Raw genomic sequence first — 17,121 nt, 5'->3', positions numbered from 1 at the left:
ATACGGTTCTAGCCCTTAATGCCCGATGCTGCAACACCTTGTACAAAGTACTTTTGCAGAGCCAGAAAAACAATTACAACCGGAATAATGGAAACCACACTTGCGGCCATAATCAGGCCATATTCGGCGGAATATTGCGAGATGAACATTCTTAGTCCAATTTGGATGGTCTTGAGTTTCGTATCCGTCAGATAAATCATTGGCCCCAGGAAGTCATTCCAGGTGGCGACAAAGGTGAAGATCGTCAATGTAGACAATGCTGGCTTGGACAACGGCAGCATGATTCGCGCCCAAATTCCATATTCGCTCAAGCCGTCAATACGGGCAGCCTCGCATAATTCATCCGGAACACCTTGATAGAACTGGCGCATCAGAAATACTCCAAATGCCGAGAATGCCTGCAGCAGTATGATTGCCAAATGCGTGTTGTTAAGCCCCATGTAACGCATCAGGATAAATTGCGGCACCATGTAAGCCTGCCAAGGGATCGCAATTGTTGCAATATATCCAAGGAATAGAATGTTTTTCCCCCGGAAATGCAGTTTGGAAAACGCATACGCAGCAAAGCTGGAAGTCAGTAGTTGTAGAATCGTTACGATAATCGATAATTTCGCCGTATTGTAAATAAAACGGCCCAGCGGAATGCGTGTCCAGATATCCGCGAAATTCTCCCAGCGCGGATTCTGTGGAATCCACTGCATTGGGAAGGAAAACACATCTTTGTTCATCTTGAGTGAAGAAGACAACATCCATATATACGGAACCAGCATCGCCAGTACTGTCGCAAACAACAAAATATACACAAGAACCATAAGGCTGATTCTAAGTCCTTTACTTTTACCAACCATATCTTTTGAATCCTCCTATTGTCCGTATTTCTTCTCGCCGCGGAACTGGACGATGGTGATGCCAAGTACCAGCAGAAACAATACAATGGCCATGGCGCTGGCATATCCGTAATCAAGCGAGCGGAACGCCGTATTGTAGATTTGATACACCATAACCCTTGTAGAATCATTCAACTGGTTATCGGCGCCGGCAAATAGGTTGATAAAGATATCGTAGACTTTGAACGAATTGATGACTAGAATCATCAGAACAAAGAAAGAGGTAGGCGCCAGTTGAGGGACCGTCACATTGCGGAATCTTCTCCACGCGCCCGCACCATCAAGTTCAGCAGCCTCATACAATTCAGGGTTGATGCCCTGCAGACCTGCCAAGTAAATAACCATGTAATAACCCATGTTTTTCCACACTGTGAACAGTATTACTGTGAACATCGCCCAGTGTTTATCCGCCGCCCAGCGGGGAAGATCCTCCAGCGGGATACCGGTAAGGGTATGCAGGATATTGTTGATCGGACCCATCGTAGGACTGAAGATAAAGTTCCATACGGCAGCAACGGCTACCAGGGATGCTACATAAGGGAAAAAGAATACGGTTCTCATGAAATTGCGGGCCATTATCTTCTGATTAAGCAGGATCGCCAGCGCCAGCGCGACAATCATGGTAAACGGTACTACGCCAATAGTGTAAACAATGGTATTCCATAATGCTTTGTGAAATGTTGTATCTCTGATCAACCGGGTGAAATTGTCCAGCCCGATAAACTTCATTGGATTGGCCCCGTCCCATTTCACAAAAGCAAGGATAAAGGCAAAGAACATAGGTACCAGTGTAAACAGGGCAAATCCGATAAAGTTCGGCGCAATGAAGCTGTAAGCTACCAGGTTTTCCCGGACACCTTTTGACAAATGACGTTTAGGGATCTTTTTTGTACCCAATATGGTTTCGTTCTGCATTCTTTCTCCTCCAAACCTTCTAAAACTTCCCCACAAATCTATACGCTTTAATATAAAAGGCGGGCTTTCACCCGCCCTTAGAACCGGCTCTCTTAAGGTTAATTATTCAAGAGCTGCTGTACGCGAGCATTCATATCATCCAAACCTTCGTCAATCGAAGCATTTTTAGTCATAATATTGTCATGCGCTTCATTCAAAATAACTTCGATGTCCGCGCTCTTTTCATGCATAGGCATTTCCAGATAAGTCTTAACAGTAGTCAGTGCCGCTTTGCTGTTCTCATCCGCAGGGAAGCCCTCGATGGAAGTAATGGAATTGATAACTTCATCATTCTTAATCGCTGGAATGGTTCCGGTGGAAGCAATAACTTTAGCGCCTTCTTCACCAGTCACGAATTTCATGAAATCAAGTGCTGCTTCTTTATGTTTGGATTTCTGATTTACAGCCAGAGAAGTAATTGTACCCAGGGTTGTACCGGCTTCCACACCATCCGGATGAGGGTATTTCGCAATGCCCCAGTTAGCCGATTGGGACTCGCCGCTCTTCACTTTCTCAATCTGTGTAGCGATAAACCAGCTGCCCATGTTCATAGTAGCAACGGAATTATTGTAGAATACGCCAGAATAGTGCGTGCTTGAAGTCTTCAGTGTGGCGTAATCCATTACGATGCCGTCTTCCTGTTCTTTCAGGATCCGCTCATAGGTTGGCTTCAAGAAATCGTAGTTTCCGTCAACAACAGTGTTCTTGCCGTCCAGAATACCGAACAGTTGAACCGCACTACGCCAAGTATGGTAGTGAGCTCCGTACACTTTTTCAGAACCGCTGCCAGAAGTCATTTTTCTGGCCAACTCATCATATTGCTCGAATGTCATATCATTGCTTGGATATTCCACTCCTGCTTTGTCGAACAAATCTTTATTGTAGTAGAGAATCCAGAAATCGCTGCGAAAAGGAAGCGCATACACCTCATCGTTCACTTCGATTTGTTCTACAGTACCTCCATATACCGAAGGATCAATAGCGTTGCCACTCATAAAGCTTTTAAGCGGCTCCAGGTGATTCTGTTTCACAAGGTTCGAGTAGCCCGGAATATCTTTAATTGTAAGTACGTCCAGATCTGCGCCACCGGACAGTTGTGTGCTTAACATGGTCATATAGTCCGTCGACCCCAGATCGACATATTCGATCGTTACATTCGGATGCTCAGCTTTGTAGGCATCGATCAGTGGCTTGTAGTAAGCGGTAGCTTCCCAATCCCACAAGGCCCATTTCAAAGTCACAGGCTCCTGGCTCGGTTCAGCGGAAGCGTTTGCAGAATTCCCCGTTGCTGGAGCTGTCGTTGCAGCAGCACCTTCGTTGTTGTTATTACCAGAACATCCAGCCAGCAGACTCATGGAGAATACTGTGGCGAGGGTTATGCCATAGAATCTTTTCAGTTTCATTTAAATATCCCCTTTTCTTCTGATTGTGTAACTACGATCGGCTCTTCTGAGCTTAGTTCAAAGTTTATAGCTTTTTCCGCAAGAATGGCATGCATTATCAAACAAAGTTCATTCACTTTTCTGTGCTCTTCTTCCCTGCTCGGGTTCAAACCTGTAATTTTCTATCTAAAACATGTAAAATATTCAGCTTATGTACCTCCCCCTGTATCGGAACGCAGGAATATGCTATGGTATATGAAAACGCTTTATATGTTTTCACATTTTGTAGAGGAGTGTTAAATACGGTAAGAAAATCCACCATTAAAAGTCGCATTATTCTGCTCATGGCCGTATTCGCACTGCTGATAGCGTCGCTGCTTTCTTTTTTCAGCTATGAATTAATTACTTATTATCAGCGTAAAACAACCATCCAGGCGACCGAGTTCAATCTGCAGCTGGTATCTCATATTATTGAACAGGATTTGATTGATCTGTCATCCCTGGCGATGACCTGCAGCACTAACTCTTCTACTAATACCCTGATCACAGACTACTTCAGCTCACCTAAGGCTAGCTCTAAGGAAGCAGTTAATGTATTCAACTCGATGCAGCAGGACTTCCTGAACAACCGCTCCAACAGCTATGCCCGCCGTCTGATTGTTACGGATAGCAACGGCAAGTTTCTGCAGGTGGATAAAACCGGCACCTCTGTTCCGCTTACCATACACAATATCGGTCAAATTACCGGCCTTAGCAATGATGCCGAGGAGAAATGGGACCGGGTGATCAAGGACCCGCTCTCCAACACGAACGGAATTCCTTTTGTTTTTCCTATTTACGGCAAAGGAGCTTCCCGGGTTGGAACGGTGTACCTGTTAGCGAATACAACTGTTATTACCGACAAGCTGAAAGGGTACTCCCTGCCGAAGAATTCCCGGCTGCTGCTGACGCTCGGCAATCATCATTATCAGCTCATCGGCGATCAGGTCATCGCCATTGCAGAGCCGTATGAACCGGTGGCCTATACCAATGATAAACCTGTCGGTCCGCAAACCGAGCTGTCCATGGTCAAGCTGGCGGACGAGAAAGAGAGCCATATCGTGGTATCTTATCCCGTACGCAGCGGAGTCATTCTGTCACAGACTTTATCCAATGACCTGTTCGCTCCCAAGACAAATATATGGATTCTGGTTATGCTCGGCGTCTGTCTCCTGGTTATTGTCTTAAGCGCTATCATTACGCTGTATCTGACCCGTACCATCAGTCTTCCGGTGGAAAAACTGAAGAAGCGGATTGATAAGATCGCCCAGGGCAATTTCCTGCTGGACCGCAATATCGAATGGAACAGCGAGCTTGGCGATGTCGGACGGGGTATTAACCGCCTGTCCCAAGATATCGTAGCGCTTATGGACAGCCGGCTCGCTGACGAGAAACAGAAACAGGAGCTGGAATACCGGATGCTGCAGAGTCAGATCAATCCCCATTTCCTGTACAACACACTGAATTCGATCAAATGGATGGCTACAATTCAGAATGCTACCGGCATCGCAGAAATGACCACTTCACTATCTAGACTGCTGCGCAGCATCGCCAAAGACAACCGTAGACTGATGCCGCTGAAGGATGAGCTGAGCCTGCTGGATGATTATTTTCTGATTCAGAAATACCGCTATGGCAGTACGGTCTCTATGGTAAAGGAGATTGACAACGAGGAACTGCTAACCGGCCTAATTCCACGATTCACGCTCCAGCCCCTGGTCGAGAACGCCATCTTCCATGGCATTGAGCCCAAAGGCAGAGGAGAAATTCTCATTAAGGTGGCCAAAAGTGGATTCGCCGATATTCTAGTTACGATTGAAGACAACGGTGTAGGGATGAAGGAAGAAGAAATCTCCACGATTCTGTCGAATCCAGGTGACGGAAGCAAAGAAATGCCCGAGAATATTGGACTCCGCAGCGTAAATGAACGTTTGCGCCTGGCATTTGGGGATAATTACGGTCTTTCGATTGAGAGTGAGTCGGGCCAATATACCCGGATGAAGATTCTTCTGCCGTTCCTGCAAAAGGAATAGAGTAGCATACCAAGCAAGGATGTGATGGAATTGATCAAGTTGTTAATCGCTGATGACGAGGCGCTGGTCTGTATCGGCTTGCAGTCCATGCTGAAGTGGGAGCAATATAATATAGAAATTGTCGGCATTGCACACAACGGGGCTCAAGAGGAAGAAATGATTGACACCCTCCGTCCTGACATTGTAATCAGCGATATAAAAATGCCAATTAAAAGCGGCTTAGAAGTTGCCAATGCGGTACGCAAAAAACACGGCCGGCTTCCGCTGTTTATCATCTTAACAAGCTACGAGGAATTCGAATACGCACGTGGAGCGATTGAAGTGCAAGCCACAGATTATCTAGTGAAGCTGGAACTGACACCAGAGGCACTTGATGCCTCCATTCGGAAAGCAATTTCCCAATTGGAGGCTTTTCAAACCCTAGACAGCTATCCCATGCTTGCTCATAGAGGCAATCTACAAGCCCAACGCGATAAATTTTTCATCCGCCTGTTCAATAACTTATTCGCAAATAAAAACCAGTACCTTCTGCAGAGAGATGATTTAAACCTTGAGCTCAAGGAACCTGCTTATCTAGTCTGCACTTGCCGTATTTTGGGACCAGACAGTGTCCCGCCCCGCGGCGATAAAATGGTTGCTCTGTGCTCAAGTACCGTCCAAATGGCCAAAGATACGCTTACTTCCATAAGACCTTGTTATGTGACCAGTCTGGACTTGCGCAATTTTGCTGTAACCCTGCCCGTCAACGGGACGGATTCACGGCAATGGATGCCTGAGATTGAAATGCTATTGACCCATATGGCCTCCATACTCCATAACTACTTCAATGTAAGGATCATCGGCGCGATCGGCTTTGCGGTCGAGGATCCTTATTTGCTGCGGGAAAGCTACCTCGCTGCGCGAAAAGCGCTTCCTGCTGCGGTTAAAGCACAGTCGTTTGTGTTTTTTGCCGAAGGAGAGTCGCTGGAGCAGGATCATCTGTTGTTTGATTTCTCCGAATTGCGTACAGAGATCCGCCGTGCTTTTGAAGAAATGGATACCCAAGCTTTATACGCCATTATCTCCAAAATGATCGAAATCTTCGACGGCCGGGCCGACCTGCTGGTTCCCGCCACTGATGCCGCCTGCAACATTCTGTATATGGCCACTTCACTACTTGCAGACGGTGAGAATATTGTGGAGCAAATTTTCGAAAATGAACCGGAGGGCTACCGGGCTATCTACCAGATGCATACGATTGAAGAGATCGCCGGCTGGCTGATCCAGTTCAGGGACGGTTGCTCGGACATCCTCTCTACCCGCAGACAAAGCTACAAGGAGCAGCTCGTCAAAAATGTCCAAGATTATATTAAACGAAATCTCGGAACTAAGCTCTCGCTCAATCAAGTGGCGGATGTCTTCAATTTCAGTCCCAACTATCTGAGCCACCTTTTCTCCAAGGTTGCCAAGGTCAACTATGTGGAATATATCACGGAGATCAAAATCACGACAGCCAAAGAAATGATGGCACGCGGGGAAGGTCGCATCTACGAAATCTCACAGAAGCTGGGATATGAGAGTGCCTTCTATTTCAGCAAGGTCTTCAAAAAGGTAACCGGAATTTCCCCCAGAGAATACATGCAGCAACTTAAAGCAGATTCACCGCCTGACCGAAGCCTCGGAGTAAACAACCGTTCTTGAGATCAAGAGATTATTAAGAATAATCCCACTTCGCAAAAATAAAGCCAATAAATCTGCAGGGAGCAGGCTCTGTTCCTTGCAGATTTATTGGCTTGCCATCACCCTCAGACAGCAACCCTAAGTATCACCCTTTCTCCTGCAATTTTTTTATTTTTATTTTTAAACTAGCAAAATGCTAATACTCCGGTCTTTCTGCCCTAAAAGTCTACCAAAAAACCGCTTACGAGACACTTTCCCAGCTATTAAGACGGCTGTTCCCATATTGACTTTTCAACATATAGTAATTAAAATAAACAACGCACACTAAATATAGTATAGATACGATTTTTCAGTATTTAAAGCTTATCCATTCAGTTTTCATACTATTTTCAATAGTTTTTAATATTTACAGGGGGACAGACACCATGCTAGTCGCGTATGATTCAAAAACAGGAAATGTCAGACGCTTCATCAGCAAACTTAAGTTGCCGGCTGTGCAGATTGAGGAGCATATGACGATTGACGAGCCCTATGTGCTTATTACATATACCACCGGCTTTGGACAGATTCCAGAAAAGGTGTCTACTTTCTTGAAGAACAATAATGCCAATCTGAAAGGCATCGCCGCCAGCGGCAATAAGAACTGGGGCGAGCTGTTCGCGCACAGCGCGGACTTGATTGCAGATCGGTATAACGTGCCCGTTATCGGTAAATTTGAGTTATCGGGTACATTTGGCGATGTAGAACGGATTAAACAGGAGGTGAGCCGGGTTGCGGCATATTGAATTAAACAACATGTTGATGAAGAGAGACGAAAGTGGCTTCTTTCAGTTAGACAAAGATCTTGAGGCAGTAGCCGAATTTATGCGGGATGTAGAGCGCCGGAGTCTGGTTTTTGCGAATACAAAAGCCAAGGTTGATTATATGATTGAACAGGATTTCTACGAGAATTTTTACGAACAGTACAGCACGGCGGAGATTGAAGAAGTCTACCAGATTACCCACGCCTACAACTTCAGTTTTCCATCTTATATGGCAGCTTCGAAATTCTACACGGATTACGCTGTAAAAACCAATGACCGCAAACAATATCTGGAGCATTACCCGGACCGTGTGGCGGCAGTCGCCCTTCACCTGGGACGCGGCAACGCCGATACTGCCGGGGTACTTGCCCGTTCGATGATGGAACAGCGCCTACAACCTGCGACCCCAACCTTCTTAAATGCCGGTAAGAGCCGGCGTGGTGAGCTCGTCTCCTGCTTCCTAATCGAAATGGACGACTCGCTCAATTCCATCAACTATGTGCTGAATACCTGCATGCAGTTGTCGAAGATCGGTGGCGGTGTGGCCGTCAACCTATCCAAGCTACGCTCCCGTGGTGAAACTATCAAGGGTGTTGAGGATGCTGCGAAGGGAATTATACCTGTACTCAAGCTGATGGAAGACGGCTTCTCCTATGCAGATCAGATGGGTCAGCGTAAAGGATCAGGAGCAGCCTATTACAACATTTTTGGCTGGGACGTTCTGGAATTCCTCGACAGCAAGAAGATCAACGCCGACGAAAAAACAAGACTCAAAACCCTGTCCATCGGCCTGATTATTCCGAACCGCTTTTATAAGCTGGCGAAGGACAATGAAGCGCTGCATGTATTTGCTCCTTACAGTGTGTACAAAGCCTACGGAACGCATCTCGACGATATGGATCTGGATGACATGTATGATAAGCTGCTGGCCGATCCACGTGTCAAAAAGAAGAAAGCTATGAGCGCACGGGATATGCTGACCAAAATTGCCATGATCCAGCTGGAATCTGGCTATCCATATATCATGAACAAGAGCAATGCCAATGCGGCCCATGCCCTGAAAAACGTCGGACAGATCAAAATGTCCAACCTTTGTACTGAAATCTTCCAGCTGCAGGAGACCTCAGAGATTGCCGACTACGGACAGGAGAGTACAATCCGCCGCGATGTAAGCTGCAATCTGGCTTCCTTGAACATTGTTAACGTGATGGAACATGGCAAAATCCGTGAATCCGTACATGAGGGCATGATCGCCCTGACCGCTGTTAGCGATATGACCAGTATTTCCAATGCCCCAGGCGTAGCCAAAGCAAACAAGGAAATGCACTCTGTCGGTCTTGGCGTCATGAATCTGCACGGCTATCTGGCTAAGAACAACATTGCTTATGAAAGCGAGCAGGCCCGCGATTTTGCCCGGACCTTCTTTATGACCATGAATTTCCACTCGCTGGAGAAAAGCATGGAAATCGCTGCCGCGACGGGCCGATCTTTCCATGGATTTGAGGCTTCTGATTATGCTACGGGAGCTTATTTTGAGCGTTACCTGACTACCGATTACCGTCCGGTTACCCCAAGGGTACAAGAGTTATTCGGAGATATTTATATCCCATCCCCAGCTGACTGGGAACAATTGCGGGATGCGGTAAAAGCAAATGGCCTATACCATGCTTACCGTTTGGCGATTGCGCCAACGGCCAGCATTTCCTATATCCAAAACGCCACTTCAAGCGTTATGCCGATTGTTGAGCAGATTGAGACTCGGACTTATGCTAATTCGACTACTTATTATCCGATGCCGTACCTGCGGCCGGACAATGTATTTTTCTATAAATCGGCTTACCAGATGGACCAGTTCAAGGTAATCGATCTGATCGCGGAAATTCAGCCCCATATCGACCAAGGTATCTCGACCGTTCTGCATGTTAACAGTGATGTTTCCACCAGAGAACTGGCCCGCTCCTACCTGTATGCGGCGCATAAAGGCTTGAAGTCGCTGTATTACACCCGGACCAAAAAGCTGTCTGTCGAGGAATGCCTCACCTGCTCGATCTAAAAGGAAGGCTATAGCCGCAGAAAAGGAGATTGCAATATTATGACCGCTATCCAAGCCGTTAACTGGAACCGTCCCGACGACGATTTCTCATTGATGTTCTGGAATCAGAACATTATGCAATTCTGGACGGACGATGAAATTCCATTATCCGATGATAAAATGTCCTGGCTCACGCTCAGTGAGCAAGAAAAGGACTCCTATATGAAGGTGCTGGGCGGTCTGACACTGCTGGATACGATTCAAGGCGGAGTCGGAATGCCGCAGATTATGGAGCATGTCGAAGGCCTTCAACGTAAAGCCGTACTGGGCTTCATGGGTATGATGGAACAAATTCATGCCAAATCGTACAGCAGTATTTTCACCACTTTGTCCTCTACAGAGGAGATCGACAGTGTATTCCGCTGGGTAGAAGAGAACCCCTTCCTCCAGTTCAAAGCGGAGACCATATCACAATATTACAAAAACATAGACTCACCTAAAGACCTGTACCTCGCCATGGCAGCCTCCGTACTGCTCGAGAGCTACTTGTTCTACAGTGGTTTCTTCTATCCCCTATATCTGGCTGGGCAGGGCAAAATGACTTGCAGCGGTGAGATCATCGACCTTATTCTACGGGATGAGAGCATCCATGGGGTATATGTCGGCGTGCTGGCACAAGAGATCTTTGACGGGCTCCCAGAAGACGAGCAACGCGAACTTCACCATACGCTGGTAGAATTGCTTCGACTGCTGCATGAGAATGAAGAGCGTTATACCGAGCAGATCTATGCCCCTATCGGATTGGTGGACGAGGTTAAGACTTTCCTAAGATACAATGCCAATAAAGCGATGATGAATCTGGGCCATGATCCGCTATTTGACGAGGAAGAGATCAACCCGATTGTTCAGAACGGGATCAGCACCCACACCAAGCAGCATGACTTCTTCTCGAAGAAAGGCAACGGATATGTCCGGGCGCTTAATGTGGAGCCACTGAAGGATGAAGATTTTCAATTTTAAATATAGATAAAACAAAAAGTGCGGAGAAAGCTCTCCGCACTTTTTGCTAACTCTATTTATTAGATTATTGCAATTTTTTCAGTACTGTTCTAGCTTCTTCATAGGTATCGTAAGCATCAGCAAAATCTCTGCCAAAAATACGTTTCAATTGCATTTTCCAAATTGGGTTTTTAGTTACATAAGCCCATCCTGCTTGACCAGCTGCTTTCGCCATCTCACCTGTTGGAGCCAACATTGCTGCAACTTCAGGAGAAAGTACACTTGCAGATTCAGTTACATCAGTTGTACCCGTAAATTTAGGACTAACAAGCTTCATGATATTCTCAAAATCTTTCAAGTATCCTGGAACATCCTCAGCAGAAAAATCGATAGATACTACATCGATGTGGTTTTCACTTTTGTTGTATTTAATTGTGTATGACATAATTGTATTCCTCCAAGTTTTAATAGTTATTTTTTAATAATAGAAAGAAATGTATGTAACTCCAACAGACAAAAAAATTTCTGCCCAGGCTTTTCAGTAACTTCTACTTTTGGCAACTGGGTTTGGAACAAACTGCCTTGTTTAAATGATGCCATATCGTTACAATCAATAGTAAATGACATCTATTTCCTGTATCGTTTTATTGCAACATCCTTTCTAATATATTTTAACTCATACCTATTACCTATATTATTATCGACAAATTTCTTTTTTTATTTATATTAAAATACAAATTTCTACAAATTCCAACATATCCATGGTTATATTTGCCTTAATTTCATTCACACTTGTGTAATTCCGTTATCATTTAGAAACAACTAAAAAAGGCTCTGCGTGCGCCTTCCAACTCCAGTCCATTTATCCTACAGGATTTCCGAACAGGAATACGCCGCAAAGCCTTCGATACTAGATGCTTATATAAGTAAATTAATCCGTCTAATTACTTAGTTGCGGAGTAACCCCCGTCAATCACATGTGCTGTACCTGTAATAAATGAAGCCTCATCACTTAGAAGGAAACATGCAAAAGCAGCTACTTCCTCAGGCGTACCATATCTGCCCAAAGCCGTTCCAGAAGCGATAAGAGATTGAAGCATCTCTACATCATCAGACAACAGCTTTTCGTATCTGTTCATGGTTGGTGTAGGGATAGGACCAGGGCAAATAGCATTTACTCTGATATTACGGTGACCCACTTCTTTAGCAACCGATTTAGTCATGCCCACAATGGCGTGTTTACTTGCTGAATAAGCTGCATCATTTGCCATCCCAATAAAAATACCATGCAAGGAGGAACAGTTTAGAACGGAAGCACCGGATTTCATATGTGGTAATGCATAATGCAACATGTAGAATTGGCCATTAAGATTTGTCTGAATCACCTTTTGAAACAATATCGGATCATATTCTGTAACATCCGCATTATCTCCTGTAATTGCTGAGTTATTATAAAGGCAATCAATCTTTCCATAAGCTGCTAAGGTTTGATCTACGATATTTTTGCAGTCTGCTTCAACTGAAACGTCTGACCGCACAAACAGTGCTTCTCCACCTAAAGCTTTGATTTCTTCGACTGTGTTAGCGCCAGCATCTGATCGATTGGCAACTACTACAGTACCACCCTCTCTTGCTACTCTCAATGCTGTAGCTTTTCCGATTCCGGTACCAGCACCCGTAATAATAACTACTTTGTTTTCAAATCTGTTGCTACTCATTATGCGCACCACTTTCTTATGTCTTTTTCAGGAAGAGGATTTGAACCTCATAGACCCTAATGTCACCTGATACAGTGTAGATTGGAACATTTTTGCAGAAAAATCGACAAAATTATCCTCTATATGACAACTTTATTGTATTTAATTGTATATAGCAATCAATATTTTAATCTACTTTTCCAACAATTGAGAATTTGGTTTTGATCGTCATAAAAAATACACCCCTTAGAATTTCATCAGATAAACCAGAAGTTTTATCCAATGTTATTCTAAGAGGTGTAATAAACCTCTACCTAACTCCACGAACTGGGACGTCGATTCGAACTTGACCTCCACCCGTCAGGGGAGAATTGCTAATATGCAGACTGCCCTGATGCTGCCTGACAATGGTGTCGGCAATATAAAGTCCCAATCCATAGTGACTTTTGGAGGTACGGCTACTGTCCCCTCGATAAAACTGCTTAACTGCAGATTGGAGTCCTTCACTCGTAAATCCTGATCCACTGTCTGCTACCGTTATACTCCACCAATCTTGTTTTGCCTCAACCTGCAAATAAATCACACTCTCATACGGGGAATACTCTACCGCATTAGCGAGTACATTCATCACAGCCCGATGAAGTAGTTCATTGTCTATCAACACCTCAGGGGGCAGATTATTGTCCTGGTGGAATTCTATCCGAAGATGCTTAGGGACAACCAACGCATCTAACTGCGTACGAATTTGCTGGATAAAAGCTTCCGTTCTAACCCATTTAGAGCGGGGAGAAATTTGTTTCCTCGTATTAGAAATCTCAATAAGTGTTGCCATGTATTGTTCGATTTGATCCGCATTTTTGGAAATATACCCTATATATTCTTGCTGATTCTCCGCTAAATCTGAGTCTATCAGCAAATCTGCATTTCCTTGAATAATCGTAAGAGGAGTCTTAATGTCGTGGGCAAGCGCAGAAATCTGCTCTTTTTTCATTTGTTCCAAATTCCATTGCTGTTCTAGCGACTTTTTCAATTCCTCTCTCAGCTGTTCCAAGGATGATAGCACCTCATCAATTTCACTGACCCCAGAATACACGACAGTAAAATCCAAATTCTTAGCTTCAATGTGATGTGCAGCTTCTTGCAAGGAAGCCATTTTTTGACTCAGTCTTCGAGCGAAAAATCCAGAAATCAGAATAACTTCCAGTAACATCAGAACTACAAAAAACAGCAATAACGTTAATTGCGGATTAGGCAGCGTGTTATGCAGAAAATTCGAGGTGAACTGCGGTACGATTGCATATTGCAGTACGATAACCTCATGCTCCCGCTCAATCACATCGGTGCAGTTTGTACCCATGAGATTACAACTGCTTTGATTCTTCTGCAATATATCTAGAGCGCGTTCTTTAGGAATATTTCCTGAAATATAGTTCTTTTGCTGATCCAATACCGCATGTTCCGCTCCCCAAGGTATCATTTCTTGCGTAATTTCTGGCGCACGCTGCAAAACATCCCAAGACTTTGCAATGGATTGCTCAGTATGGTTTGCTGGAACAATCATTCCATACTGCATTAAGAGAGTAAATACCCCTAAACACAGAAATGCCAATAATAGAGTACACGCACCTAATGATAATAAATATTGAATGAAGACTGTACGGAGCCGTATTCGTTTCACACCCATTTGTAACCTATCCCCCAAACGGTTTCAATCGGTGAAACCTCCCTCGCACTCAGCTTACTGCGGATATTTTTTACATGTTCTGTAATAGTTGAGCTATCGCTTTCTCTGTCATAGCCATAAACCGATTCATAAATTTGTTCTTTGGAAAAAACCTGACCTTTATTTCTAGCAAGAAATTCACATATCTGATATTCACTTTTAGTGAGATTTATTTTCTCTTTATCAATAGAAATCTCCTTTGCCGAGAGATTGAATTTCACTCCAGATGCGCTTAACATATGATTTTTCCCTCGATTCTCACGCCGCAAATGAGCGTTAACCCGAGCCTTCAACTCGCCTGCGCGAAAAGGCTTCACGATATAGTCATCTGCCCCTACACTAAGTCCAAACATAATATCTGTCTCCATTGATTTAGCTGTAAGAAACAGAATCGGACAGTCTACGATATCCCTGATTTGAGTACAGAGCTCAAAACCATCGATATCTGGCATCATCACGTCCAACAGGATTAAATCAAATGTCGAGTACTCGTTCAAAGGCATATGTCGTGCACTTGTTTTTACCGTAACCCTATGGTGATCTTTGCTAAGAATATTATTTACTAGCGCCAAAATATCAGGTTCATCATCTATTATTAAAATATTAGCCAGTGACCTCACTCCTATTTATTCATATGATTTCCTACCCTGAAAGTAATGAAACCATATCAAGCCTAACATTGCCATTATCATTGTACTAATAAGTATAGCAGGTACGGAATGAAGAAGTTGCAGCTTCAATACTTCCGTTTCAATGAACCCGTTAGGTTGTGCATAAAACAAGGGAAGTTGAATCATCCGCATCGACCAGGCCCACGGTATGTATAACCACACTTTATCTCCTACAATGGTTCCACCTACGATAGCTGCAATTAGCGTACCTGCACTACCCACCGTTAGAGAAAGTCCCAAACCTCCAGCATAACTTAAGATGAGATGAAAGATCATTAAGATTAGAGCAGTGCCTACAACCCAACAAGCTCCTTGCCAGAATATTAGATATTGTATCTGCTCTATATGCAAAATTTGTTTCATGCCCAGTATTAGAATTGATGTTGAACCGAATACGATCCATATCATCGCCAAGATTATGAACCCGAGTTTTCTTATATAACACTTCGGACGTGAAAGAGCACTTAATAGATTATAGAATCCCCCTGCCCCCTCCTCTAAACCACTCATTAAAGCAGAGAATAATCCTATCCCAACAGGTAACCCAAAGGCTATTAATGAAAAATAACCATCATAGATGTGAAACTGATCCGCACGCTGTGAAAAATACCAAAGTACCATCATCGGATATAGAACAGGAACAAGGAATATCAACCAACGAATTGCAGTGTGCTTAGTCATCAACCATTCAGCTTGTAATAGCCGGAGTATCACCATCTCTATCGCACCTCTCTTCTACTAAACCAGCAGCTAGTTAAGGTGAGGGTTACCAAAAAGAATACAAGCGACACCACAATTCCAGGTAAAATAACCGAAGAGTCTCTTAGAGCATCCTGTGCTGAAAGAGCCACACCATTTGGACGTACACCAACAATGGGACACATTAACCTTAAAGCCCAACTCCACGGAACATAAATCCATGAAGGTTGATCCGCTGCTAGTACACTCACAATCATCCCAAACAGACCTGCAAGAATAGATACTACAGACCCAAATTGTTCAGCTAAGAATAGATAGATTGGAATCATCCCCAAAGAGGTCAACCAAACAACCATAGCGGCTGTTGTAATTTCAGATAAGGGTGCTGCACCCAAAGGAAACAAAAGACCAGATAGGTACATTACTGCAATAAGGAGCAGCGAAGACAACAGCAAATAATATGACACCACAATAATTTTACTGAGCCAAAGTTTAACGATGCTAATTCCGTGACTGCTTAAGCTGCGGTATCCTCCAGCCTTACGATCCTTGTTATTCGATAGTGTAGACAACAAAGCAGATCCTATGGTCATGAATAACAGCGGCCACCAATTAAAGACCATTTCCATAAAATAGTGGTCTTCAGTTTGCAGGTTCTGTTGTGTGAAAAATGAAAATAGAAGAAAAAACAGTGGCACCACGACAATCAATTTTCGCGAAAATGTTCGTTTGAATTTAATATTTTCGGATAAAAGATAGTGGATCATCTGGTTACCTCCTGTCTGTTCCGACTCACGACTTCCATGAACAATTTCTCCAAATCATCACCAGGAAATATTGCATTCTGATACCCTAGAACACCATTACTAATGATTCCAATATGATCGGAAATTTGCTCCACCTCATGAAGAATATGACTCGATAAAATAACTGTAATCCCTTGTGCAGGAAATGAGCGTATAAGCTTACGTAATTCCTGAATTCCAATCGGGTCAAGCCCATTTGTCGGTTCATCCAGAATCAAGAGTCTAGGTTGATTTAACAAAGCGATCGCAATCCCGAGACGTTGCTTCATGCCCATAGAGAATTGTCCCGCTCTTTTTTTGCCTGTTGTTGTTAAATCAACAATTTCAAGAACTTCCCGAATCCGAGAATCCGGTAAGTTTAATATTGTCGTGTGTACCTTCAAATTTTGGACAGCAGTCAGATTCCCATAAAGTGGCGGGGACTCAATCAGCGCTCCAATGTGTAGTAAATCCTTACGTGTCCATGGATGACCGTCAAATAAAATTTGTCCTGACGTCGCTCGAAGTATTCCTGTTATCATTTTTAGAGTCGTCGATTTACCTGCGCCGTTTGGGCCTAACAGTCCATAAATCGAATTAGTTTTTACGGTTATGTTGATATCGTTAACCGCACGCTGCCCCCTGAAATTCTTGCATAAATTATTAGTTTGTAAAATATACTCTCCCATCCTTTATCATCCTCTCATTTGCTATACGTTGATCATATATAGCAAATCTAAGGACTTTATAAGGTTTTA

The 17,121-nt window shown here is 44.0% G+C and carries 15 protein-coding genes; 5 read left to right on the top strand and 10 right to left on the bottom strand.

Translation table 11 applies throughout. The annotated features are described in order from the left end of the window. Window positions 1-8: 8 nt before the first annotated feature. The 3 genes from NSQ50_RS06750 to NSQ50_RS06740 form a co-directional block, all read right to left on the bottom strand. Window positions 9-848: a carbohydrate ABC transporter permease gene (locus tag NSQ50_RS06750; protein ID WP_080742424.1), complete on the bottom strand. Its 840-nt coding sequence runs from the start codon at window positions 846-848 to the stop codon at window positions 9-11. 15 nt (window positions 849-863) lie between these two features. Beyond that, window positions 864-1,802 carry a carbohydrate ABC transporter permease gene (locus NSQ50_RS06745; RefSeq protein WP_036675858.1) on the bottom strand — a complete coding sequence of 313 codons (939 nt, stop codon included), beginning with the start codon at window positions 1,800-1,802 and terminating at the stop codon, window positions 864-866. 98 nt (window positions 1,803-1,900) lie between these two features. Beyond that, entirely contained in the window at window positions 1,901-3,244 is a 1,344-nt protein-coding gene (locus tag NSQ50_RS06740; protein WP_038569278.1) for an ABC transporter substrate-binding protein, read from the bottom strand. A 323-nt stretch (window positions 3,245-3,567) separates the two neighbouring features. Between NSQ50_RS06740 and NSQ50_RS06735 the strand changes: the two genes are divergently transcribed. From NSQ50_RS06735 to nrdF, 5 genes are all read left to right on the top strand, one after another. Next, the gene (locus tag NSQ50_RS06735; RefSeq protein ID WP_244886431.1) at window positions 3,568-5,295 is read left to right on the top strand and encodes a sensor histidine kinase; all 1,728 of its coding nucleotides are present in this window, start codon (window positions 3,568-3,570) and stop codon (window positions 5,293-5,295) included. 30 nt (window positions 5,296-5,325) lie between these two features. Continuing rightward, window positions 5,326-6,975, top strand: a complete 1,650-nt coding sequence (locus NSQ50_RS06730; protein WP_076141124.1) for a helix-turn-helix domain-containing protein — start codon at window positions 5,326-5,328, stop codon at window positions 6,973-6,975. A gap of 404 nt (window positions 6,976-7,379) precedes the next feature. Next, the gene (gene nrdI / locus NSQ50_RS06725) at window positions 7,380-7,739 is read left to right on the top strand and encodes a class Ib ribonucleoside-diphosphate reductase assembly flavoprotein NrdI (protein WP_036675861.1); all 360 of its coding nucleotides are present in this window, start codon (window positions 7,380-7,382) and stop codon (window positions 7,737-7,739) included. After that, entirely contained in the window at window positions 7,726-9,810 is a 2,085-nt protein-coding gene (gene nrdE, locus NSQ50_RS06720) for a class 1b ribonucleoside-diphosphate reductase subunit alpha (RefSeq protein ID WP_036675863.1), read from the top strand. Before nrdI ends, nrdE begins: the two co-directional genes overlap by 14 nt. Window positions 9,811-9,849: 39 nt before the next feature. Then, window positions 9,850-10,809, top strand: coding sequence for a class 1b ribonucleoside-diphosphate reductase subunit beta (gene nrdF / locus NSQ50_RS06715; RefSeq protein WP_076099522.1), 960 nt, complete (start codon window positions 9,850-9,852; stop codon window positions 10,807-10,809). A 64-nt stretch (window positions 10,810-10,873) separates the two neighbouring features. Here nrdF and NSQ50_RS06710 read toward each other — a convergent pair whose 3' ends face one another. The 7 genes from NSQ50_RS06710 to NSQ50_RS06680 form a co-directional block, all read right to left on the bottom strand. Continuing rightward, on the bottom strand, window positions 10,874-11,233 hold the full coding sequence (locus NSQ50_RS06710; protein ID WP_036675871.1) for a hypothetical protein: 360 nt from the start codon (window positions 11,231-11,233) through the stop codon (window positions 10,874-10,876). Between the two features lie 499 nt (window positions 11,234-11,732). Beyond that, entirely contained in the window at window positions 11,733-12,506 is a 774-nt protein-coding gene (locus tag NSQ50_RS06705; RefSeq protein WP_036675873.1) for an SDR family NAD(P)-dependent oxidoreductase, read from the bottom strand. Between the two features lie 289 nt (window positions 12,507-12,795). Then, a complete protein-coding gene (locus NSQ50_RS06700; protein WP_051490884.1) occupies window positions 12,796-14,058 on the bottom strand; it encodes a HAMP domain-containing sensor histidine kinase in 1,263 nt (420 codons plus the stop codon). A 101-nt stretch (window positions 14,059-14,159) separates the two neighbouring features. Then, window positions 14,160-14,819 (bottom strand): response regulator transcription factor, encoded by a 660-nt coding sequence (locus NSQ50_RS06695; RefSeq protein WP_036675961.1) that lies wholly within the window; start codon window positions 14,817-14,819, stop codon window positions 14,160-14,162. 15 nt (window positions 14,820-14,834) lie between these two features. Further along, window positions 14,835-15,596, bottom strand: a complete 762-nt coding sequence (locus NSQ50_RS06690; protein ID WP_076144450.1) for a lantibiotic immunity ABC transporter MutG family permease subunit — start codon at window positions 15,594-15,596, stop codon at window positions 14,835-14,837. Between the two features lie 2 nt (window positions 15,597-15,598). Then, entirely contained in the window at window positions 15,599-16,345 is a 747-nt protein-coding gene (locus NSQ50_RS06685; RefSeq protein ID WP_036675878.1) for a lantibiotic immunity ABC transporter MutE/EpiE family permease subunit, read from the bottom strand. After that, window positions 16,342-17,052, bottom strand: a complete 711-nt coding sequence (locus tag NSQ50_RS06680) for a lantibiotic protection ABC transporter ATP-binding protein (protein WP_036675879.1) — start codon at window positions 17,050-17,052, stop codon at window positions 16,342-16,344. Before NSQ50_RS06680 ends, NSQ50_RS06685 begins: the two co-directional genes overlap by 4 nt. Window positions 17,053-17,121: the final 69 nt, after the last annotated feature.

It is taken from the genome of Paenibacillus sp. FSL R10-2788, from assembly GCF_038003885.1.
Classification (GTDB): Bacteria; Bacillota; Bacilli; order Paenibacillales; family Paenibacillaceae; genus Paenibacillus_AQ; species Paenibacillus_AQ odorifer.
Note: the sequence above shows the minus strand (reverse complement) of the source record. Positions and strands in the feature narration are given on the sequence as shown.